This window comes from Alistipes sp. An31A, from assembly GCF_002159425.1.
Classification (GTDB): Bacteria; Bacteroidota; Bacteroidia; order Bacteroidales; family Rikenellaceae; genus Alistipes; species Alistipes excrementigallinarum.
This window is the reverse complement of the sequence record NZ_NFIO01000013.1, coordinates 1-22,469: the sequence shown is the minus strand read 5'-3', so window position 1 is coordinate 22,469 and position 22,469 is coordinate 1. Positions and strand designations below refer to the sequence as shown.

The following is a 22,469-nucleotide window of genomic DNA, read 5'->3' as shown; positions in this document are numbered from 1 at the left end:
CCCTCCCCCGGCCTGCTCACCCCCCCCCTCGATTGGAACTCAGAGCGTCTCCTCGTCGGTGCGGCCGGCCGCCACGTAGGTGTCCCACTTGGCCAGAACGGCGCGGAAATCCTCCGGAAGCTCGCTCTCGAAGCAGACCTCGCGGTGCGTCGTCGGGTGGACGAAGCCCAGCGAGCGGGCGTGGAGTGCCTGGCGCGGCATCAGCGCAAAGCAGTTCTCGATGAACTGCCGGTACTTGGCAAAGGTCGTCCCCTTGAGGATGCGGTCGCCGCCGTAGCGCGCGTCGTTGAAGAGCGGGTGGCCCTGCCAGGCCATGTGGACGCGAATCTGGTGCGTGCGCCCCGTCTCGAGGCGGCACTCGACCAGCGTCACGTAGCCGTAGCGCCGGAGCACGCACCAGTGTGTGACGGCATGCTTGCCCTCCGAGCCGTCGGCGAAGACGTGCATCTTGAGCCGGTCCCTGGGGTCGCGGCCGATGTTGCCCGTGATGGTCCCCTCGTCCTCTTCGAAGTTGCCCCAGACGAGGGCCACGTAACGGCGGTGAATCGTATGGTCGAAGAACTGCTTGGCCAGCCGGGCGTGTGCCAGCTCGTTCTTGGCGATGACGAGCAGTCCCGAGGTATCCTTGTCGATGCGGTGGACCAGTCCGGCGCGCATGTCCCCTTCGCGGAACATCGGCAGCGTGCGCAGGTGGTAGGTCAGGGCGTTGACCAGCGTCCCCTGGTAGTTGCCGTGGCCCGGGTGGACCACCATGCCGGCCGCCTTGTTGACAATCAGCAGGTCGTCGTCCTCGTAGACGATGTCGAGCGGGATGTTCTCGGGGATAATCTCCACCTCGCGGCGCGGGTAGGGCATCACCAGCGAGATGCGGTCCAGCGGCTTGACCTTGTAGCTCGACTTGGCGGGCTTGCCGTTGACGAGGATGTTGCCGCTGTCGGCCGCCGCCTGGATGCGGTTGCGCGAGCACTTCTCCATGCGGCAGGTGAGGTACTTGTCCAGCCGGATGAGCGTCTGCCCCTTGTCGGCCGTGATGGAGAAGTGTTCGTAGAGCCCCTGCCCGCTGCCCTCATCGTCGTCACCGTCGTCGTCGCCGTCATCATCATCCGCCTCCTCCTCCGCGAGCGGCTCCCCCTTGGCTTTCGGGGTTGTGCCGGCAGGCTGAGGGGTCGTGTTGCCGGTTTCCGGGGCCGGAGTGGTTGCGGAGGCGGGCTGCGGAGCCGTGTCTCCGGCTTCCGGGGCCGGGTCGCCGGGCTGCGGAGCCGTTTTGCCGGTCAGCGGCTTCCCGCTGTCGGTTGCCGGCTCTCCGTTGTCGGATATGGACTCCCCGTCGCCTCCGGCCGGCGTGGCGATGCAGCCCCCGGTGGCCGCAGGTGCGCTGCCGTCCGGGGCGGTATGGGTGCGGAGCTCCCCGAGGGGGCCCGTCGCTTTGTGTTCGGAGTATGCCATGCTGTCGGTCAATCGAAAAATCCTTCGTCACCGTCCTCCGCGCTGCTCGTCTCCTCCGCGGCGCTGCCCGTCGCCTGCTCGAAGCGCAGGAGCGCCAGCGAGTCGGCGACATTCTGCTCGCGCTCGGCGCGCTCGCGGGCCGTGCGGGCCGCCTCCTTCTCGGCTGCGGCGCGCTGCTCGGAGACCTTCTTCGTGTCGAGCGTCAGCCAGAGGTCCACGCGCTGGCCCAGGGCGATGCTCTGCTCGGCCGAGGGGCTCTGTCGGTAGACGCGCGTCTGCTTCTGGTTGAGCAGGTTGATGCCCTCGTCGAAGGTGACGCGCCCGACGTTGATGCCCAGCTCCCACAGGCGGCTCTTGGCCTGACGCAGCCCGTAGCCGGTCACCATCGGGACGGGCGTCGTGCCCGAACCCTCCGCGACGCCCACGTAGAGCGTCACGCCCGAGCCGATTTCGGCCTCAATGCGGCTCGTCTCCAGAACGGGACGTCCGTCGCAGTACTCCTCGAGCACGTAGTTGGTCGCCATGTCGGGGCGGTAGATGAGCTCCTCAATCTCCAGCCCGGCAATCTCGAGCATGTTCTTGGCCTGGCGCAGCGAGCGGCCCGCCACGTAGGGCACCGGCACGCTCTTCTGGCGGAAGGAGTTGATGGTGACGTAGACGGTGCGTCCGGGCTTCACCTCGACGCCGCCGGCCGGCAGCTGGTCGAGGACGATGCCCCCCTCGTAGGCCGGCACGAAGAGCGAGTCGTTGACCTGCAGTTCGAGGTCGTGGCTCCGGGCCAGGCGCTGCGCTTCGTCGAGCGGGATGCCCGCGAAGTCGGGCACCGTGCGGCGTGCGCCGTGGCGCGTGCCCGCCTGCATGGCGAAGTGGGCGACGAGCGCCAGCGCCAGCATCGTCAGGACGATGAGCGTCAGGTTGTAGGCCACGGGGTGGGCCTTGAGACGTTTCCAGTAGTTTTCCATGACCTTGTACGGTTTATTTCGGCGCCTTCCGGTAGAGGTAGAGGGCTATGCCGAGGTAGATGATGTTGGGGAGCCATACGGCCAGACCGGGCGGCAGCGAGCCGCTCTTGGCGAACTCCTCGAAGAAGCGGTTGAAGAGGATGTAGGAGAAGCAGAGCGCCGTGCCGATGCCGATGTGGAGCCCCGTGCCGCCGCGCACCTTGCGCGACGAGAGCGAGACGCCGATGAGCGTCAGGATGAAGGTCGAGAGCGGATAGGCGTAACGGGCGTGCTTCTCCACCTCGATGATGTTGATGGAGTCGGAGCCCTTGGCCTTCTGCTGGTCGAGGAACTCGTTGAGCTTCGAGATGTTCATCGTCTGAATCAGCTCGTTGATGCGCCCCAGCTCGGTCACCTCGAGGTTGATGAGCGTGTCGAGGTTGCGGTGCTGGCGGAACTGCTCGACGCCCAGCGAGTCGAAGCTGCGGGTGGTGTAGCGCAGCGCCGTCCAGCGGTGGGTGTCGGGGTCGAAGGTGACGTCGGCCGCCTCGAGCGACTGGGTCATCGTGCCGTCGGCGTAGTGCTCCAGCGCGAAGAACGAGGCCTTGTTGTTGCTCTCGGAGTAGCCGCGGATGTAGGCGAAGGTGCCGGGCTCAATCTGGCGGTAGATGTGGCGGTCGAACTGGGCGTTGCGCTTGCGCTTGACGTACTGCGACTCGAAGTCGACAATCTCCTTCTGCGAGATGGGGATGAGCCAGAGGTTGAGCACCAGCGAGAGCGAGCCGATGATGAAGGCCCCCAGGAAGTAGGGCCACATGAGCCGCCGGAAGGACATGCCTCCCGAGAGCATGGCGACGATTTCGGTCTGGTAGGCCATCTTCGAGGTGAAGAAGATGCAGGCGATGAAGGTGAACAGACCGCTGAACTGGTTGATGAAGAAGGGGATGAAGTTGAGGTAGTACTGGAAGATGATTTTCTTGAACGGGGCCTTCAGCTCGGTGAAGTTGTCGAGCTTCTCGACATAGTCGAAGAGCACCACCACGATGATAATCATGGCGATGGCGAAGAAGTAGGTCGAAAGGAACTTCCCCAGTATGTAGCGGTCCAGAATCTTGAACCCCGGGAATTTGAATTTCATCTCCTCGTTCCGTTGAAGTTATGGTCTTGTTACGTTCATCCTGCAGCGTGCATGCCTTCGGCGGCGCCGGGTCAGAGGCGGCGCGAGAGGCGGGGTATCATCAGCTCCTTCCAGGCGGCGAAGTCCCCTGCGGCGATGTGCTCGCGGGCCATCCCCACCAGCCGCAGGTAGAAGGCGATGTTGTGCAGCGAGGCAATCTCGGCGGCCAGCATCTCGCCGCAGACGCAGAGGTGGTGCAGGTAGGCCTTCGAGTAGAGCCTGTCGACGAAGGCCGTCCCTTCGGGGTCGATGGGCGAGAAGTCTGCCTCCCACTTCTTGTTGCGGATGTTGATGATGCCCTCGGCCGTGAAGAGCTGTCCGTTGCGGCCGTTGCGCGTCGGCATCACGCAGTCGAACATGTCCACGCCGCGGGCGATGCCCTCGAGGATGTTGACCGGCGTGCCGACCCCCATCAGGTAGCGGGGGCGCCCCTCGGGCAGCACGGCGTCGACCACCTCGAGCATCTCGTACATCTTCTCGGCAGGTTCGCCCACGGCCAGGCCGCCGATGGCGTATCCGTCGGCGTCGTAGCGCATGGCATCCTCGGCCGCGGCGATGCGCAGGTCGGGGTAGGTGCACCCCTGCACGATGGGGAAGAGCGCCTGGTAGTGGCCGTAGCGGGGCGCCGTCTGGTGGTAGCGGTTGAAGCAGCGTTCGAGCCAGCGCTGGGTGAGCGCCAGCGACTTGGCGGCGTAGTCGCGCGGCGAGTCGCCCGGCGGGCACTCGTCGAAGGCCATCATGATGTCGGCGCCGATGGTGCGCTCGGTGTCGATGACGCTCTCGGGGGTGAACAGGTGCTTCGAGCCGTCGATGTGCGAGCGGAAGTGGCACCCCTCCTCGCGCAGCTTGCGGCAGGCGGCCAGCGAGAAGACCTGGAAGCCGCCGCTGTCGGTGAGCATCGGCCCCTCCCAGGTCGAGAAGCGGTGCACGCCGCCCGCCTGTTCGATAATCTCCATGCCGGGACGCAGGTAGAGGTGGTAGGTGTTGGCCAGAATAATCTGGGCGTGAGCCTCGTCGCGCACATCGCGGTGGAAGAGCCCCTTGACGGTGGCGGCCGTACCGACGGGCATGAAAATCGGCGTGCGAATCACGCCGTGGTCGGTCGTGAGCTCGCCGGCACGGGCCCGCGAAGCGGGGTCCCGGTACTGAAGGGTAAATTGCATGCTCATACTGTCCCGCAAAAGTAGGGAAAATAATGCGAATTATGAATTTTGCGCCGCGATTTGTTGCCCGCCGCCCGTGTTGCCGCCCGTGTTGCCGTCCGCGCCGGGGTGCGACCGCCCGCTCCGGCTCCCGTGAAGTGGCCTGCTCCGGCTCCCTGCTCCGGCCCCCTGCTCCGGCCCCCCTGTTCGCCCTCTTCGCCGCCTCTTTGCCGCCTCTTTGCCGCCTCTTCGCCGTCCTCTTCGCACCCCCTTCGCGCTCCCGGGGCCCCGCCCCGCGCTGCCGTGAAATTTATTCCCGTCCCGAACGCCCGAATGTCTGAATTGTTTCGTACCTTTGCCCCTGTTTCCGAACGGTTCGAACATATGCAATTCATCGATACGGTTCTCTCCTATTGCGGCTGGACGGGCGTGGCCCTCGCTGCGGTGCTGCTGCTCATGCTCGGCATCCAGCTCTACTACTACCTCGTCGCCTACGGCCGCATCCCCGGCTACAAGAACAGCCGCCGCCGTCGGGTGCTCGACCACGAGCCTCCCATCTCGGTGGTAATTCCCATGTTTTCGGAGGATTACGCCTTCGTCGAGGAGCGCCTCTCGCTCATTCTGGCCCAGAGCTACCCCGATTTCGAGGTGGTGATTGTCTACGTGGGTCAGGACAACGACTTCTACGCCGAGCTGCGCCGTCTGGGCAGCTCCTTCCCGCGCATCACGACCACCAAGATTCTGCTCGACCCACGCTTCCCGATTTCGCGCAAGATGGCGCTCAACGTCGGCATCAAGTCGGCCCACTACGAGCATCTGGTCCTCACCTCGACCGACGCCATGCCGCGCAGCGACCGCTGGCTCTCGCTCATGGCCAAGGGCTTCCTCACGGGCGACATCGTCATCGGCTACTGCGGCATGGAGCGCGGACGGGGTCTGGCCAACTACTTCATGCGCTGCTGGCGGATGATGCACGCCGCCGACTGGCTGGCGCGGGCCATCGCCCGCCGCCCCTACAAGGGCATCTTCCACAACTTCGGCTTCACCAAGAAAATCTACTTCGACGCCAACGGCTTCAACCACCTCAACATGAACATCGGCGAGGACGACCTCTTCATGCAGCAGGTGATGACGCGCGACAACGTGAGCGTCGTCCTCTCGCCGCGCGCCACCCTCAGCCAGAAGGCGTGGGGCGGCATGGGGTGGTGGATGAGCCAGCTGCGCTACTACGGCTCGTCGTTCCGCTTCTACCCGGGTGCGGTCAAGCGCTTCATCCGCTTCGAGCTCCTCTCGCGGCTGCTCTTCTGGGTGGCGGCCGTTGCGGCGCTGGTGCTCATGCCGCTCGAATACAAGCTGGCGGTGGTCTTCCTGCTCCTCGCTCGCTACGTGGTCGTGGCGCTCGAGGTGCGGCGCATCGCCCGGCGTCTGGGCGAGGAGGGACTGGTGCGCACCTACTTCCTCTATGACCTGCTGAGCCCCTTCTATGCCGCGGTGCTGAGCCTCATGCTCCGCCGCAAAGACGAACGCGTATGGAGATAGCCGACTACATCGTTGCCGAGGACCGCGAACTGGTGCGGCTGGCGCTCGGAGGGGACGACGTCGCCTTCGAATACCTCTTCGACCGCTACCGCGAGGCCATCCACCGCCTCTTCGTGCAGCGGCTCGGAGGCACCGACGGCGCCGACGACCTGCTGCAGGAGACCTTCATCAAGGTCTACATCAACCTCCACCGCTACCGTCCCGACTACACCTTCGGGCAGTGGCTCTACACCATCGCCCGCAACACCTTCATCGACTACGTGCGCAAGCGTCAGGAGGAGCTCCCCATCGACGAGCGCTTCGCCTCGCCGCCGTCGCCGACGCCGACCCCCGAGGAGCGCTTCATCAACCTGCAGCAGCGGACGCAGCTCGAACACTACCTTGAGCAGCTTACGCCGCGCTACCGCGAGCTGATACGGATGCGCTTCTTCGACGAGTACTCCTACGAGGAGATAGCCACCAAGCTGGGGCTCCCGCTCGGGACGGTCAAGACGCAGATTCACCGCGCCCGCGAGCAGATGTGCCGTCTTATCGCCCGGGGCGAGTAGGCGGGGCGCGAGCCGTTCGGGGGAGCAAATAATCCGGGGACGCGGGCAGTTGGAAAACCAGCTTCGGCCGCCGACTGCCGCGACAACCTGCAACGAGACAGAGCCCGAAAAAACCGGAAAGCCTGCTTCGGCCGCCGACTGCCACGGAACCCGCCGCGAAACAGCGCCCGAATCCCCGAAAAACCGGATAACCCCCGAATATCTGGAAAATTCTGGAAAATCCCCGGAAGACCCCGGAAAAATGCGAACATAGAGCCCGGACACCACGCAACCGAACCACACACCGAAACATATCCCGGCCATGGAACTGATACTGAAATACTTTCCCGACCTGAGCCCCGAGCAGTGCGACCGCTTTGCCGCCATGTACGACCTCTACGCCGACTGGAACGCCAAAATCAACGTCGTCTCGCGCAAGGACTTCGACCAGCTCTACCTGCGCCACGTGCTCCACTCGCTGGCCATCGCGCGGGTCTGCCGCTTCGATGCCGGGGCGCGCATCCTCGACGTGGGGTGCGGCGGCGGCTTCCCGTCGGTGCCGCTGGCGGTCCTCTTCCCCGAGGCGCACTTCGTGGCGGCCGACTCCATCCGCAAGAAAATCACGGTGGTCGAGGGGGTCCGCTCGTCGCTCGGACTGACCAACCTCGAGGCGCGCTGCGTGCGGGTCGAGCAGCTCACCGAGCGCTTCGACTACGTCGTTTCGCGCGCCGTGACCGAGATGGCGACCTTCGTGGGGTGGATTTGGAACCGCATCGAGCGGGGACAGCACGGCACGCTGCCCAACGGAATCCTCTACCTGAAGGGGGGCGACCTGGCCGAGGAGCTGGCCGCCACGCACCTCAAGTGGCAGCTTTTCAACATCTCCGACTTCTTCGACGAGGAGTTCTTCGCCACCAAGCGCGTGGTCTATACCCCCAAGGTGTGATGTCTGCGGCCCCTTCGATGCTCTTGCCGGCGGGGTGGCTGCTCTGGCTCTTTCCCTGCTGCTTTCTGCTGCACGAGGCCGAGGAGTGTTTCGGTCTTTTGGGCCGTGGCGGCGGACTTCCCGAATGGACGCTCCGGAACCGCAGGATGTTGACGGCCCGTCATCCCCGTCTGGGGGCGCTCTTTGCCCGATTGGGGCGGATTTCCCGAGGCTGGTTTGCGGCCATTGCGCTCGAAGAGAGCCTTTTGGTGGTTGCTGCGACCCTTTCGTGTGATTTGCGCCCCTGGCTGGCTCTGTTTGCGGCTTTTCTGCTGCATCTGCTTCTTCACGGACTTCAAGCGCTCGTCGTAGGGTGCATGTTTCCCGGAATGGTCTCGGCAGTCGTGGCTTTGCCGGCGGGCGCCCTGATTTGGGGCGTGGCGGTTGCGCGCAGCGGCTTGTCCGTTGGGGAGGTGTTCTGCTGGAGCATCGGCGGAGCGCTCTTTGCCGGATTTAATCTGGCGGTGATGCATCGTCTGGCGGAACATGCAGCGGCAGACCGAAGGGCGGGGCGCGGCAAATCGTGCCGGTGAGGGAAGTCCTGCCGGATGAAAACAGCAGGGGCGGAAGCATTTGTGCTTCCGCCCCTCTCTGTCAATGGGGGTCGATGCGGTCCGCAGCGTGCGGCCGGGTGTTGCAGTCCGTGGGCCCGCGACTCGTGTCCGGGTGTTGCTGGCCTTCGGCTCCTTGGTCCTCCAGCTTCTCAGCCTCTGACCCTTCAGCTCCTCCGGCTCTCCGGCTCTCCGGCTCCTCGGCACGCTCCCGGCCCCTCGGTTCCTAAGTTCCTCGTCTCTTCGGCCCCTCAATCGCCCCTCCCCGGGTGCTACTCCTCGATGAAGTCGACGTTCACCTGACGCTGGAACGCCTCCTGGAGCGAGATGAAGGTCTCGGTGGTGGAGACGCCCGGAATGCGGAGAATCCCGTCGAAAATCGTGCGCATCAGATGCTCGTTGTCCAGACAGTAGAGCTTTGCCAGGATGTTGTAGCTGCCCGTGATGAAGTGACACTCCACAATCTCGGGCACGTCGCGCAGCTTCTCCATCGTCTGCATGAGCTGCTGCGGGTCCTTGATGATGATGCCGATGTGGGCACACACGTCGAATCCCAGCATCTTGGGGTCGACGATGAGGCGGCTGCCCAGAATGACCCCCGATTCGTCCAGCTTGCGGATGCGCTGATGGATGGCGGCCCCCGAAATGCCGCATTCGCGGGCAATCTCGAGGAACGGCATGCGGGCGTTCTTAATCAGGAACTTCAGAATTTTCCGGTCGATGGCGTCCAGTGCGATTTTCGGCATGGCTGTGTCGTGTTGGTTAAGGTTGAACGGATTGGGGCAGCGGAGCCTACTTGAGGATGTTGAGCTCCTTGCCCACCTTGATGAAGGCTGCGATGCAGCGGTCGAGCTGCTCGAAGGTGTGTCCGGCCGATACCTGCACGCGGATGCGGGCCTGGCCCTTCGGCACGACGGGGTAGTAGAAGCCCGTCACGAAGATGCCTTCGTCCTGCAGACGTGCGGCAAAGTCCTGCGAGAGCTTGGCGTCGTAGAGCATCACGGCGCAGATGGCCGACTGCGTGGGCTTGATGTCGAATCCGGCAGCCATCATCCCCTTGCGGAAGTGCTCGACGTTGGCCACCAGACGGTCGTGAATCTCGTCGCTCTCGGCCAGCATGCGGAAGAGCTCGATGCCGGCACCCACCACGGCGGGGGGCAGCGAGTTGGAGAAGAGGTAGGGACGCGAGCGCTGGCGCAGCAGGTCGATGATTTCGCGGCGGCCCGTCGTGAAGCCGCCCACGGCGCCGCCGAAGGCCTTGCCCAGCGTGCCGGTGAGGATGTCGACCTGGCCGCGCAGGTTGAAGAGCTCTGTAATGCCGCGGCCCGTCTTGCCCAGCACGCCGGCCGAGTGGCACTCGTCGACCATCACCAGCGCGTCGTACTTCTCGGCCAGGGCGCAGATTTTGTCGAGCGGAGCGGCGTTGCCGTCCATCGAGAAGACGCCGTCGGTGACGATGATGCGGAAGCGCTGCGCCTGGGCGCGCTTGAGGCACTCCTCCAGTTCGGCCATGTCGGCGTTGGCGTAGCGGTAGCGCACGGCCTTGCACAGACGCACGCCGTCGATGATGGAGGCGTGGTTGAGGGCGTCGGAGATGATGGCGTCCTGCTCGGTGAAGAGCGGCTCGAAGACACCGCCGTTGGCGTCGAAGCAGGCGGCGTAGAGAATCGTATCCTCGGTGCCGAAGAAGTCGGAGATGGCCTTTTCGAGCTCCTTGTGGATGTCCTGGCAGCCGCAGATGAAGCGGACGGAGGACATGCCGAAGCCGCGGGCGTCCATCGCGCGCTTGGCCGCCTCAATCAGACGGGGGTTGTCCGAGAGGCCGAGGTAGTTGTTTGCACAGAAATTCAGTACCTTGCGACCGCCGACCTCGATTTCGGCGCGCTGGGGCGAACAGATGATGCGTTCGTTCTTGTAGAGGCCCGCGGCCTTGATGTCGGCGAGCTCCTGTTGCAGATGGGCTTTGATTTTTCCGTACATGATTCGTTATGGTTTTAAGGTTTTTGGCTTGTTTGGGGTGACAATCTGTTAGCAAAGATAGGTATTTTTCTGGAAAAGAGGTATTTTCGGTGAAATATTTTCATTTTTGCGGTTACAATCTGTTATCCGCCGGGGCGGAAACGCCGGTTTTTCGGGCGTAATGCGCTGTAAACCAGACGTTGCAAGCCCTACGGGTTGTCGGGCCGCATCCTGCCGTTTTTTGTCGTTTTCTGTCGTTTTTTTGCCGTTTCGTCCCGCCTTCCCCGCCGTCCGCTCCTCCTGTCTTCCCCGCCGTCCGCTCCTCCCGTCTTCCCCGCCGACCGCTCCTCCTGTCTTCCCCGCCGACCGCTCCTCCTGTCTTCTCCGCCGTCCCCTCTTCCCTTTTTCCGCGCGCCCTCCCGCTCCGGCTCATTATAATTATTGTGCGCCCTTCCGAAGTGCGCCCTTCCGGGAACGGCGCCGTTCCGTGTTCTGTCCTTCGCCTCGCCCGCGCCTCTTCCCTCCCGCGCCTCTTCCCTCCCGCGCCTCTTCCCTCCCGCGCCTCTTCCCTCTCGCGCCTCTTCCCTCTCGCGCCTCTTCCCTCCCGCGCCTCTTCCCTCTCGCGCCTCTTCCCTCTCGCGCCTCTTCCCTCTCGCGCCTCTTCCCTCTCGCGCCTCTTCCCTCTCGCGCCTTGCCCGTGCCCCTTCCGCGCCCCGTTTCCGCCTCCTCGCAACATATTTTTCTGTTATCGGACTAACGGAATCCGAAATATTTCCGTAAATTTGTCACGGAAAAATCCGCAAAGCAATAGGTTTCAACTAAAATACTTAAAAATCAACAGCTATGATTTCGATTGACAACTACGATTTCAAAGGCAAACGCGCGATTATCCGCGTGGATTTCAACGTGCCCCTCAACGAGAAGGGCGAGGTGACGGACGATACCCGCATCCGTGCCGCCATCCCCACCATCAAGAAGGTGCTCGCCGAAGGCGGCGCCGTGATTCTGATGTCGCACATGGGCCGTCCCAAGAAGAATCCCGACCCCAAATATTCGCTCGAGCAGATTATCCCCGCCATCGAGAAGAACCTGGGCGTGAAGGTCCAGTTCGCCGGTGACTGCATGGGTGAGAAGGCTGCCCGGATGTGCAAGGAGATTAAGCCGGGCGAAGTCGTACTGCTCGAGAACCTCCGCTTCTACGCCGAGGAGGAGGGCAAGCCCCGCGGCCTGGCCGAGGATGCCACCAAGGAGGAGAAGGATGCCGCCAAGAAGGCCCTCAAGGAGGGTCCCCAGAAGGAGTTCGTCAAGAAGCTGGCTTCGTATGCCGACTGCTACATCAACGACGCCTTCGGTACGGCTCACCGCAAGCACGCTTCGACCTATCTGATTGCCAAGTACTTCCCCAATGACAAGATGTTCGGCTACCTGATGGAGAAGGAGGTCAAGGCCATCTCGTCGCTCATGGAGCACCCGGCACACCCCTTCTGCGCCATCATCGGAGGTTCGAAGGTTTCGACCAAGATTGGCGTCATCAAGTCGCTCATCGAGAAGGTTGATTCGATTGTCATCGGCGGCGGTATGACCTACACCTTCGCCGCAGCCCAGGGCGGCAAGGTCGGCAACTCGATTTGCGAGCCCGACATGTTCCCCGTGGCCCTCGAGATTCTCGAGCTGGCCAAGCAGAAGGGTGTCAAGCTCGTCATGTCGCCCGACGCCCTGATTGCCGACGCCTTCTCGGCCGACGCCAACACCTCGACGGCCCCCGCCAACAACATCCCCGACGGATGGGAAGGCGTCGACATCGCCGACGAGGGCAAGAAGATTTTCCGCGAGCACATCCTCGGCTGCAAGACCATTCTGTGGAACGGCCCCGTGGGTGTCTTCGAAATCGACAAGTTCGCAACGGGTTCGAAGGAGGTGGCGCTCGCCATCGCCGAGGCTACCAAGAAGGGCGCCTACTCGCTCATCGGCGGCGGCGACTCGGTTGCCTGCATCAACAAGTTCGGTCTGGCCGACCAGGTTTCCTACATCTCGACGGGCGGCGGCGCGCTGCTCGAGTACATCGAGTTCGGTGACCTGCCGGGTGTAGCGGCCATCCGTGACTAAACAAGCAGGGGGCCGCAAGAGACGGCCCCCTGTTTGATTTTACCCCGACCTCAAAACTTCGGAACCCGACGGCACGGGCCGCCTCCGGAACGGCGCCTCCCCGCAAGGGGATGCCTCCGCCTCTGCTGCCCGAGGCAGGGTGCACCACCGCCCGCCGCCCGCAGCTGCGACCGCCCGCATGCCGCACAACAAAAACCAACACATGAAGAAAATCATTTTCCTTGCAGCTATGGCTTGTATGGCTTCCGCCTGCCAGAACAATGCGCCCAAGACGCCGGCCATCGACGTGTCGAACATGGACCTCACGGTGGCTCCCAACGTCGACTTCTATCAGTACGCCACCGGCGGGTGGCAGGCCAAGAACCCGCTCAAACCCGAATATTCGCGCTACGGTGCCTTCGACGTAATCGGCGAGAACAACCAGAAGCGCATCAACGACCTCTTCCAGGAGATGACGAAGATGGAGGCGGCCAAGGGGAGCGTCGAGCAGAAAATCTCGGACCTCTACAAGATGGGACTTGACTCCGCACGGCTCAACGCCGAGGGTGCCGCCCCCATCCAGAGCAAGCTCGGCGAGCTGCTCGCCATCACGGACCGCGCACAGCTGACGGGGGCCATTGCCGACCTGCACCGTTCGGTGGGCAACCCCTTCTTCTCGATGGGCGTCGAGGCCGACCTGATGAACAGCAACGTCAACGCCCTCTACGTCTCGCAGAGCGGTCTGGGCATGGGCACGCGCGACTACTACGTCGACGAGTCGAATGCCGGCATCAAGAAGGCCTACGGTGAGATGCTCGCCCGTCTGTTCCAGCTGGCGGGCCTCGAGCAGGCCGAGCAGGCCGCAGCCGACGTCGTCTCGCTCGAGACGCGCCTGGCCGAGAAGATGTGGTCGAACGTCGAGCTGCGCAACATCGTCGCACAGTACAACCCCATGTCGAAGGCCGACTTCGAGAAGACTTACGACGCCATCGACTGGCCGGCCTACTACGAGAAGATGGGCGTCGGCGCCTTCGACACGGTCATCGTGACCACGCCGTCGGCCATCGCCAACGTCAACGAGCTGCTCAAGAGCGCCACGCTCGACGAGCTGCGCTACTACCTGGCCGCGCAGTACGTCACGGCGGCCGCTCCCTACCTGAGCGACGATTTCCAGCAGGCGTCGTTCGACTTCTTCGGCAAGGTGATGTCGGGCCAGCAGGAGATGAAGCCCCGCTGGAAGCGCGCCATGTCGGTGCCCAACAACACGCTGGGTGAGGCCGTGGGCGAGATGTACGTGGCCCGCTACTTCCCGGCCAAGGAGAAGGAGCGCATGCTCGCACTGGTGAAGAACCTCCAGACGGCCCTCTCGGAGCACATCGCCGCCCTCGACTGGATGTCCGACGCCACGAAGGCCAAGGCTCAGGAGAAGCTCTCGACCTTCACCGTGAAAATCGGCTACCCCGACAAGTGGAAGGACTACACGACGCTCGAGATTGACCCCTCGAAGAGCTACTGGGAGAACATCGTCAACGCCAGCGCCTGGTATACGGCCGACAACATCACGAAGCTGGGCAAGCCGGTCGACCGCGACGAGTGGCACATGACGCCGCAGACGGTCAACGCCTACTACAACCCGACGACCAACGAAATCTGCTTCCCGGCCGCCATTCTTCAGCCGCCGTTCTACAATCCCGATGCGGATGATGCGGTCAACTACGGCGCCATCGGCGTGGTAATCGGCCACGAGATGACCCACGGATTCGACGACCAGGGCCGTCAGTTCGACAAGGACGGCAACATGAACAACTGGTGGACCGAGGAGGATACGGCCGCCTTCAACGAGAAGGCCGCCGTGCTGGTCAAGCAGTTCGACGCCATCGAGGTGCTTCCGGCCAAGGACGGCCAGCCGGCACTGATGGCCAACGGTTCGCTCTGCCTGGGTGAGAACATCGCCGACCAGGGCGGTCTGCGCGTGGCCTGGACGGCCTTCCACAACTCGCTCGAGGGCAAGGAGGCTCCGGCGCCCATCGACGGCTTCACGGCCGACCAGCGCTTCTACCTGGCCTATGCGACGCTGTGGGGACAGAACATCCGCGACGAGGAGATTGCCCGTCTGACGAAGCTCGACGTGCACTCGCTGGGCAAGTGGCGCGTCAACGCCACGCTGCGCAACCTGCAGAGCTTCTACGACGCCTTCGGCATCACCGACGGCCCGATGTTCCTGCCCGAGTCCGAGCGCGTGATTATCTGGTAGCGCGGGTAACGCGACCCGGGGCGGAGCAGAGCGGTCGGGGCTGCATTACAGTCTGTTTTTAGACCCGTACTCCAGTCCGTACTCCAGCCCGCACTTCGGCCTGCATTTCCGGCCTGAGACTTCGGTCCGGGATTCTGGCCCGCATCCCGGTCATCATTTGCATCCCGCCCCGAGCGTCATAAACGAAAGATTCCCGAATCCCTCATGAGGGGTTCGGGAATCTTTTTTGTGTGTGGCGTGCCGGTGGAAGGCGCGGAGCGGACAATGGCGCGGGAAAGTGCGCGGCGGCTATTGCTGCTCCGGCTCCGCGGGCAGGGTGTCGAGGATGCGCTTTACCTCGGCCATGAACCGCTCGGGGTCGGTGGCTCCGCGGATGCGGCCGAGCAGCTCGCCCTCGGTATTGAAAATTAGATAGAGCGGCACCCTGCGGTTACCGTAGCGCTTCAGCAGCTCGCGGCCCGTCGTCTTGTCGATGTCGTACTTGGCGCAGACGAAGTGCTGCTCCATGAATGCGCCGACGTCGCTGCGCGAGAAGACCTCGCGCTCCATCATTTGGCAGGGCGGGCACCAGGTGGCGAAGAGGTCGATGAAGACCAGTTTGTTCTGCTCGACGGCCTGACGGCGCACGCCGTCGGTCGAGCGGGTCATGAAGCGGACCTGGGCTTCGGCCCCGACGGCGCCGAGCAGCAGCAGGAAGAGTAAAAGGATGCGTTTCATGGAGGTGGTGTTTTAGGGTGGTTAATGGTTGCGGATGTGATAAGGATTGCGGTTTCAGATGTAGTTGAGGCCGTGGCGCCTGCCGCGTTTGCACCGTTCCGGAGGCGGCGATATTCTGCTGTTGCGGAGCTCAATCGGCAAAAATCACTCCGGATTTGCTCCGGAATCACTGCGGAATCGCTCCGAATCGCTCCAAAATCGTTTCGAACCGTGCGGAAGCCGCTCTGAAATGGAGTGCGGCTGTTCTTCCGTTCTGCCGGTTCTCTTGCCCCGCCGGTTCTCTTGCCTCGCCGGTTCTCTTGCCCCGCCGGTTCTTTTGCCCCGCCGGTCCTTTCGCGCCGCCGGTTCTTTTGCCTCGCCGGTTCTTTTTGCCCCGCCGGTCCTTTCGCGCCGCCGGTCCTTCCGTCCCGCTACTCCTCCTTCGGCGCGGAGAGCCCGCTGCGCGCCATCTGCTCGGCGGTGCTCAGCAGTCCGCAGGCGGCCTGGATGTCCTCGCCGCGCGAGGCGCGGATGGTGGTGTGGATGCCGCGGGCCGTCAGCGCGTCGCGGAAGCGGAGCATCGTCTCCTCGTCGGGCGAGAAGAAGGGCGACGAGGGGATGCGGTGGAAACGGATGAGGTTGATGCGGCACTTGATGCCGTTGAGCAGCCGCACCAGCTCGCGGATGTGGCGCGGCGAGTCGTTCATGCCGCTCAGCACGATGTATTCGAACGAGACGCGCCGCTGGTGGGTGAAGTCGTAGCGGCGCAGGATGTCGACCACGCTGCGGATGGGCCATGCCCGCTCGACGGGCATAATCTGCGCCCGCTCCTCCGGGAAGGGGTTGTGGAGGCTCACCGCCAGATGGACCTTCGTCTGGTCGAGCAGCCGCGGCAGCTGCGGCGCGACGCCCGCCGTCGAGAGGGTGATGCGCGTGGGCGACCACCCGAAGCCCCACTCGGCGGTCAGGATGTCGAGCGCCCGCAGTACGTTGTCGGCGTTGTCGAGCGGCTCGCCCATCCCCATGAAGACGAGGTTCGTGAGCCGTTCGAACTCGGGGATTGAGACCACCTGGTTGAGGATTTCGGCCGTCGAGAGCGAGTGCACGAGCCCCTGCCGCCCCGTGGCGCAGAAGGCGCACCCCATGCGGCACCCCGCCTGCGAGGAGACGCAGAGCGTCGCCCGCTCGCCGTCGGGGATGTAGGCCGACTCGATGTAGGCCCCCTGCGCCGTGGCGAAGAGGTACTTCTTCGTGCCGTCGGCCGAGCGGTCGACCCGCCGGGGCGGCGTGAGGGCGGTGGTGAAGCGCGTGGCCAGCTGCTCGCGGAAGCGCTGCGCGATGTCGCTCATGAGCGCGGGCTCCTCCGTGCGGCGCGCATAGAGCCAGCGGGTGAGCTGCCGTGCGGCGAAGCGCGGCATTCCCAGCTCGTTGCACAGCGCGGTCAGCTGTGCGAGGTCCATCCCGAACAAAGTCTCGTTTTCAGTCATGCGAAGCCTCCCCCGAAGGGAGTTTGTGGGACAAAATTAAGGAAAATCCGCATATTTTTGCGGGGAATTGCGCTTTTTTGGATTTTTGTGCGTATATTTGTGGTGCATAGCGTACCCGTTCTGCGGGTACTCCGGTTGAAACAATTAAAAATTACGGATAAATGGAACTTAAGAAATCGCCCAAAGCGGACCTCAACAACAAGCGAGGTCTTCTGCTTGAAATCGGACTGGTCGTGTCGCTGCTGCTGGTCATTGCCGCCTTCGCCTACACGCCCAAGGAGTATCGTATCGAGATAGCTACGGAGTACGTGGCGCCCGTCGAGGAGGAGATTACCGAGGTGACGCGTCAGGACCAGAAACCGCCCGAGGCTCCCAAGAAGGTGGAGGTGAAGGTGATTACCGACATGCTCGAGGTGGTGACCAACGATACGAAGATTACGACGGATGTCGACTTCGCCGAGTTTGACGAGAACACCGAGGTGATTCAGCAGGTCGAGGTCAAGGAGGAGGTCATCGAGGACGACCAGCCCTTCCTGATTGCCGAGACGATGCCTTCGTTCCAGGGCGGTGACCTGAACAAGTTCCGCACCTGGGTTCAGCAGAATATCCGCTTCCCGCAGATTGCCCTCGAGAACGGCATCCAGGGCCGCGTGGTTCTCTCGTTCGTCATCGAGAAGGACGGCCGTCTGACCAATATCCAGGTGCTGCAGTCGCCCGACCGCTCGCTCTCCGACGAGGCCATCCGCGTGCTGAGCAAGTCGCCGAAGTGGAGCCCCGGCAAGCAGCGCAACCAGGTGGTACGTGTCAAGTACACGCTTCCGGTAGACTTCCGCGTGCAGAACTGATTCCGGAGCTGAGTTTCATCCCATAGGGTATCCGCATTGTGCAGATACCCTATATTTGTAGCATCGGGTCGGTGCCGGACGACGGGGCGCAAGGGCTCCGCCGCGGAACCGGTCCGCTCGGAAAGGAGATTTATTTTGGCTGAAAAGAGCAACAACAAGACGCAACCCGCCGTCGAGGAGCAGCGCCGTGAGCGCGCCGTGCTGGTCTCCGTCGTCCGCGAAGGACAGGAGGTCCGCCAGGCCGAGGAGTACCTCGACGAGCTGGAGTTTCTGGCCGAGACGGCCGACATCGAGAGCGTGCGCCGCTTCATGCAGCGCCTGCCGCAGCCCTCGGCGCGCATCTACGTGGGACCGGGCAAGCTCGAGGAGATTGCCCAGTATTGCGGCGAGCATGAAATCGACGTGGTGATTTTCGACGACGAGCTCTCGCCGTCGCAGACCCGCAACATCGAGAAGGCGCTGCCGTGCCGCATCCTCGACCGCACGCGCCTGATTCTCGACATCTTCCTCTCGCGCGCCCAGACGGCCTACGCCAAGACGCAGGTCCAGCTGGCCAACTACGAATACATGCTGCCGCGGCTGTCGGGCCTCTGGACCCACCTCGAGCGGCAGCGCGGCGGTACGGGTACGCGCGGCGGTGCGGGCGAGCGCGAAATCGAGACCGACCGACGCATCATCCGCAACCGCATTGCCAAGCTCAAGGAGGACCTCAAGAAGATTGACCGCCAGATGGCCGTCCAGCGCTCCAACCGCGGGTCGCTCGTGCGCGTGGCGCTGGTGGGCTACACCAACGTCGGCAAGTCGACGCTCATGAACCTCATCTCGAAGAGCGACGTCTTCGCTGAGAACAAGCTCTTCGCCACGCTCGACACAACGGTGCGCAAGGTGGTCTTCGACAACCTCCCCTTCCTGCTCTCCGATACCGTGGGCTTCATCCGCAAGCTCCCCACCGAGCTCATCGAGTCCTTCAAGTCGACGCTCGACGAGGTGCGCGAGGCCGACCTGCTGATTCACGTGGTCGATATCTCGCACCCGCAGTTCGAGGAGCAGATTGCGGTGGTCAAGCAGACGCTGCAGGAGATTGGTGCGGGCGACAAACCCGTCTACCTGGTCTTCAACAAGGTCGACGCCTATACCTATGTAAAGAAGGAGGAGGACGACCTCACGCCGGCCACGCGCGAGAACCTCTCGCTCGACGACCTGCGCCGGAGCTGGATAGCCCGGGCCAACACCCCCTGCATCTTCCTCTCGGCCCTCACGCGGAGCAACATCGAGAAGTTCCGCTCGGACCTCTACGGCATGGTCCGCGAGATTCATGCCGGCCGCTACCCGTTCAACAACTTCCTCTATTGAACCGCGCACACCGACAAACCGAACATCAAACCCCGATTCTATGTTGCATATCCTGAGCGAGCAGAACACCGTGCTCAACAAGTTCATCGCGCAAATCCGCGACAAGTCCGTCCAGCAGGACTCGATGCGCTTCCGCCGCAATCTGGAGCGTATCGGCGAGGTGACGGCCTACGAGATTTCGAAGACGCTGGAGTATGTACCGCGCGTGGTCGAGACGCCGCTGGGCGAGGCTACCGTCCAGACGATTGACGACCGCGTGGTGGTGGCGACCATCCTCCGTGCGGGCCTTCCCTTCCACCAGGGCTTTCTCAACTACTTCGACGATGCGGAGAACGCCTTTGTCTCGGCCTATCGCAAGAGTACGAAGGACGGCAAGTTCAAGGTGAAGGTCGAGTACATCTCGTGCGGCGAGCTGGAGGGCAAGGTGCTGTTGCTGGTCGACCCGATGCTGGCGACGGGTTCGTCGCTCGTGCTGGCCTACAATGCGCTCTGCGAGCGGGGCGGCGTGCCGAAGCATACCCACGTGGCGGCGGTCATCGCCAGCGAGCAGGGTGTCGACTACGTCGAGAAGAACATGCCGCGCCAGACGACCACCATCTGGGCCTCGGCCGTTGACGAGGAGCTCACCTCGCGCGCCTACATCGTGCCGGGCATCGGCGATGCGGGCGATTTGGCCTACGGCTCGAAAATCTGAGTGCGCCGGCCGGCCCCGGGCCGACCAGCCGGGCCAGTTCCCGGGCCGGACGCTGAATAGCCCCCGGGCCAGGCCGAGCGTTGATTCCGGGCCTGGAGCAGAATTGGCCTGCCGGGCTGAGAGTTGGCCTGCCGGGCAGACCTTCGGGTCGGACTTTGAATTGACCCCGGGCTGGACGCTGAATTGACCTGCCGGGCAGACTCTAAGTTGGCTTTTGGGTTGACCTCCGAGTCACCTCCCGAGTCTCTCCCTGCGCCGGACTTTTTCCCGGAGCCCGTGGGGCAGGAGAGGCCCGTCGGCCGATGTTTTCCCGAAACGGCCGGAGGGTTCCTTTGGCCTCTTCTTCGGGGCGCATGCGTAGCAGGGCGGGCAGAGGTGTGCCGGCCGAGCCTTTTCCGAAACGGCCGGGCGACTATACTGCCCCTCTCTGTCGGGACACACGCCGGGGCGGGACCTCTGAATTATCCCGAAACAACAGGGCGACAACCGGACCGACCGGTTGCCGCCCTTTTTTTGTAGTGCGCAGGGGAGAGTGCAGCCCCGCCTCGTGGAGCTCTTGGAGGGGTGTGGGGGAGGCCCCCTCTTCGGTATGTGTGCTGGGCGGCCGTTCCGCCTCTGCTCCCGACATGCGCCCGAGGACACCGTTTTTTTCGGAGCTTCGGGTACCGTCGGACGCTGATTTTTCGGGAAAAAGATGCGGCGGGAAGCAATAGCGGGGAGAAATAAATGCTATTTTTGTCTGCGAAATTCGAGACGAGGCATGAACACCAAAGCCAAAGGCTACCTGCTGGGTGCGGTCGCCGCCGCAACCTACGGCATGAACCCCCTCTTCGCCCTCCCGCTCTACAAGGAGGGCATGGACCCCGATTCGGTCCTCTTCTTCCGCTACCTCTTTGCCATCCCGCTCGTCGGCGCCATGCTCCGCGTCCGCCGCGGCTGGGACTTCGGCCTCCGGGCGCGCCAGATTCCCGCCCTTGTGGTGCTGGGGCTTCTGCTCTCGCTCTCGTCGCTGGCGCTCTTCCTGAGCTACAACTACATGGACGCCGGCATCGCCTCGACACTCCTCTTCGTCTATCCCATCATGGTGGCGCTCATCATGGCCGTGGGCTTCCACGAACGGCTCACGCTGCAGACGGCGCTCTGCATCCTGCTGGCCGTCGCGGGCATCGGCCTGCTCTACCGCGCGGGTGACGGCGCGACGCTGAGCCTCACGGGAACGCTGCTCGTCATGACCTCGTCGCTCTCCTATGCCATCTACATCGTCGGGGTCAACCGACCCTCGCTCCGCGAGCTGCCGACGCTCAAGGTGACCTTCTACGTGCTCCTCTTCGGACTCTCGCTCTTTCTGGTGCGGCTCGACTTCGGCAGTGCGGTCACCCTTCCCGGACGGTGGTACCTGTGGGGCAACCTCGTAGCGCTGGCCCTCTTCCCGACGGCCATCTCGTTCCTCTGCACCACGAGCGCGATTCAGTACATCGGCTCGACGCCCACGGCGATTCTCGGGGCGCTGGAGCCCGTGACGGCGGTCTTCTTCGGGGTGACCATCTTCGGCGAGCAGCTCACGCCGCGCATCCTCTGCGGCATGCTGCTCATCATCGTGGCCGTGAGCCTGATTGTGGCGGGCAACCGCATCTCGGCGACGCTGGTGCGCTTCCGCAAGCTCTTCCCCCGCATTCCGCTGCCGCACCTCCACCGCCGCCGGCAGTAGAGGCGGCGCAACGGGCAGAGGAGGCTATTTCACCCTCTTGTAGGTTTCCGTCTGTTCAAACTCCTCGTGGGATATGCTGGCCTCCGTGTCGTGGGTGTAGAGAACCAGCTGCTCCGACGAAAGGCTCTGAATCGCGCAGGCAAAGTCGAGGTCGCTGTCCGTCGTGCACTTCATCGTAAGCCGGTTGCCCGCGATGGTGTAGGAGTATTCGTCCGTATGATTCTCGCCGGGGTTGTAATAGTCGGCATGGCTTTCGCGCACGCAGGTTCCCTCCTCCCGGAACGTATAGGTCCAATAGTAGTTGCCGTCCGAAGCGTCGGGGTAGGTGACCGACCAGTCATCCCGCGTCCCGTCTGCGTAGGTTGCCCAGCCCTAGTCAAGAGTTATCTGCCACGTCCCGATGATTTGGTCGGGGTTAAGGGTGCTGTTCTCCTCTTCGTCGGAGCAGGCTGAAAGCGAGCAGGCCGCAAAGAGGGCGGCTGCAAGAAAAAACAACTTTTTCATCGTTGCAATAAGTTTGGGTTGTCGTGCCGGCACCTGCACGGCGGTTAAAGGTTGGGGTTCAAAAAACAGAAAGCGTGGTGCCGAAAACTTATTTTGGTTGAACAGGTCGTAGGAAACCTTATAGCATAAATAAGCAACAGCCCCACGCCTATACCCACGAATGGATATGACGCGGCAAAATGTCTGCCTATTCTCCGCTATAATCGAATTTCCTACGTTCGTTCAACGAGAACAAGCTACACTTTCCGTGTAATCATTGAGTTATTGCAAAAGTAGCACATTCGGAGAAGAATGCAAAACTTCCGGCCCATATTCGGGCGTTGTGACTGTTCTGTCTTGTTGGGACAGCCTCTGAGTAACAGAATTTTTGTCCGGAGGCGGAGCTACGATGTCTGATTTGTTCGGTCGTTTTCCAGGCTGGCTGGTCCTGATTTGGGGCAGACCATGTGTTCGCCGGTGCGTCGTGCGGCCGGCTGATGTGTGTTGCGGAGTTGCGGGCCGCCGGGATGCCTCCGGGGCATTCGCCTCTTGTCGGAGTATAAACTCCCGGCCCCTCTTCAGCTCTTTTTCTGACCA

The 22,469-nt window shown here is 63.1% G+C and carries 18 protein-coding genes and 2 pseudogenes; 10 read left to right on the top strand and 10 right to left on the bottom strand.

The annotated features are described in order from the left end of the window. Positions 1-39 precede the first annotated feature (39 nt). The 4 genes and pseudogenes from B5F90_RS09595 to tgt all read right to left on the bottom strand — a co-directional run. Positions 40-1,083: pseudogene (locus B5F90_RS09595) on the bottom strand (RluA family pseudouridine synthase); the annotation flags it as partial. A 371-nt stretch (positions 1,084-1,454) separates the two neighbouring features. Then, on the bottom strand, positions 1,455-2,408 hold the full coding sequence (locus B5F90_RS09590; RefSeq protein ID WP_087362583.1) for a PASTA domain-containing protein: 954 nt from the start codon (positions 2,406-2,408) through the stop codon (positions 1,455-1,457). Between the two features lie 13 nt (positions 2,409-2,421). Next, positions 2,422-3,525: an LptF/LptG family permease gene (locus B5F90_RS09585; protein ID WP_087362582.1), complete on the bottom strand. Its 1,104-nt coding sequence runs from the start codon at positions 3,523-3,525 to the stop codon at positions 2,422-2,424. A 71-nt stretch (positions 3,526-3,596) separates the two neighbouring features. After that, complete coding sequence (tgt, locus tag B5F90_RS09580; RefSeq protein WP_087362601.1) at positions 3,597-4,727, bottom strand: tRNA guanosine(34) transglycosylase Tgt; 1,131 nt, start codon at positions 4,725-4,727, stop codon at positions 3,597-3,599. Positions 4,728-5,090: 363 nt separating this feature from the next. Here tgt and B5F90_RS09575 point away from each other — a divergent pair, with 363 nt between their 5' ends. The 4 genes from B5F90_RS09575 (at position 5,091) to B5F90_RS09560 (ending at position 8,290) form a co-directional block, all read left to right on the top strand. After that, entirely contained in the window at positions 5,091-6,245 is a 1,155-nt protein-coding gene (locus B5F90_RS09575; RefSeq protein WP_087362581.1) for a glycosyltransferase, read from the top strand. After that, complete coding sequence (locus B5F90_RS09570; RefSeq protein ID WP_087362580.1) at positions 6,236-6,793, top strand: RNA polymerase sigma factor; 558 nt, start codon at positions 6,236-6,238, stop codon at positions 6,791-6,793. The genes B5F90_RS09575 and B5F90_RS09570 overlap by 10 nt, the downstream gene beginning before the upstream one ends. Positions 6,794-7,094: 301 nt before the next feature. Beyond that, complete coding sequence (gene rsmG, locus B5F90_RS09565; protein WP_087362579.1) at positions 7,095-7,718, top strand: 16S rRNA (guanine(527)-N(7))-methyltransferase RsmG; 624 nt, start codon at positions 7,095-7,097, stop codon at positions 7,716-7,718. Between the two features lie 17 nt (positions 7,719-7,735). Further along, the gene (locus tag B5F90_RS09560) at positions 7,736-8,290 is read left to right on the top strand and encodes an HXXEE domain-containing protein (protein ID WP_162607775.1); all 555 of its coding nucleotides are present in this window, start codon (positions 7,736-7,738) and stop codon (positions 8,288-8,290) included. A gap of 290 nt (positions 8,291-8,580) precedes the next feature. Here B5F90_RS09560 and B5F90_RS09555 read toward each other — a convergent pair whose 3' ends face one another. Together B5F90_RS09555 and kbl are read right to left on the bottom strand one after the other, a co-directional pair. Beyond that, complete coding sequence (locus tag B5F90_RS09555) at positions 8,581-9,054, bottom strand: Lrp/AsnC ligand binding domain-containing protein (protein ID WP_087362577.1); 474 nt, start codon at positions 9,052-9,054, stop codon at positions 8,581-8,583. A gap of 46 nt (positions 9,055-9,100) precedes the next feature. Continuing rightward, positions 9,101-10,288, bottom strand: a complete 1,188-nt coding sequence (kbl, locus tag B5F90_RS09550; RefSeq protein WP_087362576.1) for a glycine C-acetyltransferase — start codon at positions 10,286-10,288, stop codon at positions 9,101-9,103. A gap of 822 nt (positions 10,289-11,110) precedes the next feature. On the opposite strand from kbl, the gene B5F90_RS09545 reads away from it, so the two are divergent. Together B5F90_RS09545 and B5F90_RS09540 are read left to right on the top strand one after the other, a co-directional pair. Further along, a complete protein-coding gene (locus B5F90_RS09545) occupies positions 11,111-12,373 on the top strand; it encodes a phosphoglycerate kinase (protein ID WP_087362575.1) in 1,263 nt (420 codons plus the stop codon). Positions 12,374-12,575: 202 nt separating this feature from the next. After that, positions 12,576-14,606 carry a M13 family metallopeptidase gene (locus tag B5F90_RS09540; RefSeq protein ID WP_087362600.1) on the top strand — a complete coding sequence of 677 codons (2,031 nt, stop codon included), beginning with the start codon at positions 12,576-12,578 and terminating at the stop codon, positions 14,604-14,606. Positions 14,607-14,894: 288 nt separating this feature from the next. On the opposite strand, the gene B5F90_RS09535 is transcribed toward B5F90_RS09540, so the two are convergent. Both B5F90_RS09535 and rlmN read right to left on the bottom strand, forming a co-directional pair. Next, positions 14,895-15,323 carry a thioredoxin family protein gene (locus tag B5F90_RS09535; protein WP_087362574.1) on the bottom strand — a complete coding sequence of 143 codons (429 nt, stop codon included), beginning with the start codon at positions 15,321-15,323 and terminating at the stop codon, positions 14,895-14,897. Positions 15,324-15,733: 410 nt separating this feature from the next. Continuing rightward, positions 15,734-16,789: a 23S rRNA (adenine(2503)-C(2))-methyltransferase RlmN gene (rlmN, locus tag B5F90_RS09530; RefSeq protein WP_087362573.1), complete on the bottom strand. Its 1,056-nt coding sequence runs from the start codon at positions 16,787-16,789 to the stop codon at positions 15,734-15,736. Between the two features lie 161 nt (positions 16,790-16,950). Here rlmN and B5F90_RS09525 point away from each other — a divergent pair, with 161 nt between their 5' ends. From B5F90_RS09525 to B5F90_RS09510, 4 genes are all read left to right on the top strand, one after another. Continuing rightward, positions 16,951-17,634 carry an energy transducer TonB gene (locus tag B5F90_RS09525; protein WP_087362572.1) on the top strand — a complete coding sequence of 228 codons (684 nt, stop codon included), beginning with the start codon at positions 16,951-16,953 and terminating at the stop codon, positions 17,632-17,634. 135 nt (positions 17,635-17,769) lie between these two features. Further along, positions 17,770-18,987 (top strand): GTPase HflX, encoded by a 1,218-nt coding sequence (gene hflX, locus B5F90_RS09520; protein WP_087362571.1) that lies wholly within the window; start codon positions 17,770-17,772, stop codon positions 18,985-18,987. Between the two features lie 40 nt (positions 18,988-19,027). After that, positions 19,028-19,681, top strand: a complete 654-nt coding sequence (gene upp / locus B5F90_RS09515) for a uracil phosphoribosyltransferase (protein WP_087362570.1) — start codon at positions 19,028-19,030, stop codon at positions 19,679-19,681. A gap of 760 nt (positions 19,682-20,441) precedes the next feature. After that, complete coding sequence (locus tag B5F90_RS09510) at positions 20,442-21,389, top strand: DMT family transporter (RefSeq protein ID WP_087362569.1); 948 nt, start codon at positions 20,442-20,444, stop codon at positions 21,387-21,389. A gap of 24 nt (positions 21,390-21,413) precedes the next feature. Here the strand turns inward: B5F90_RS09510 and B5F90_RS09505 are convergent. Further along, positions 21,414-21,701: pseudogene (locus B5F90_RS09505) on the bottom strand (lipocalin family protein); the annotation flags it as partial. A 60-nt stretch (positions 21,702-21,761) separates the two neighbouring features. After that, positions 21,762-21,893, bottom strand: a complete 132-nt coding sequence (locus tag B5F90_RS11240; protein ID WP_262481251.1) for a hypothetical protein — start codon at positions 21,891-21,893, stop codon at positions 21,762-21,764. Positions 21,894-22,469 lie beyond the last annotated feature (576 nt).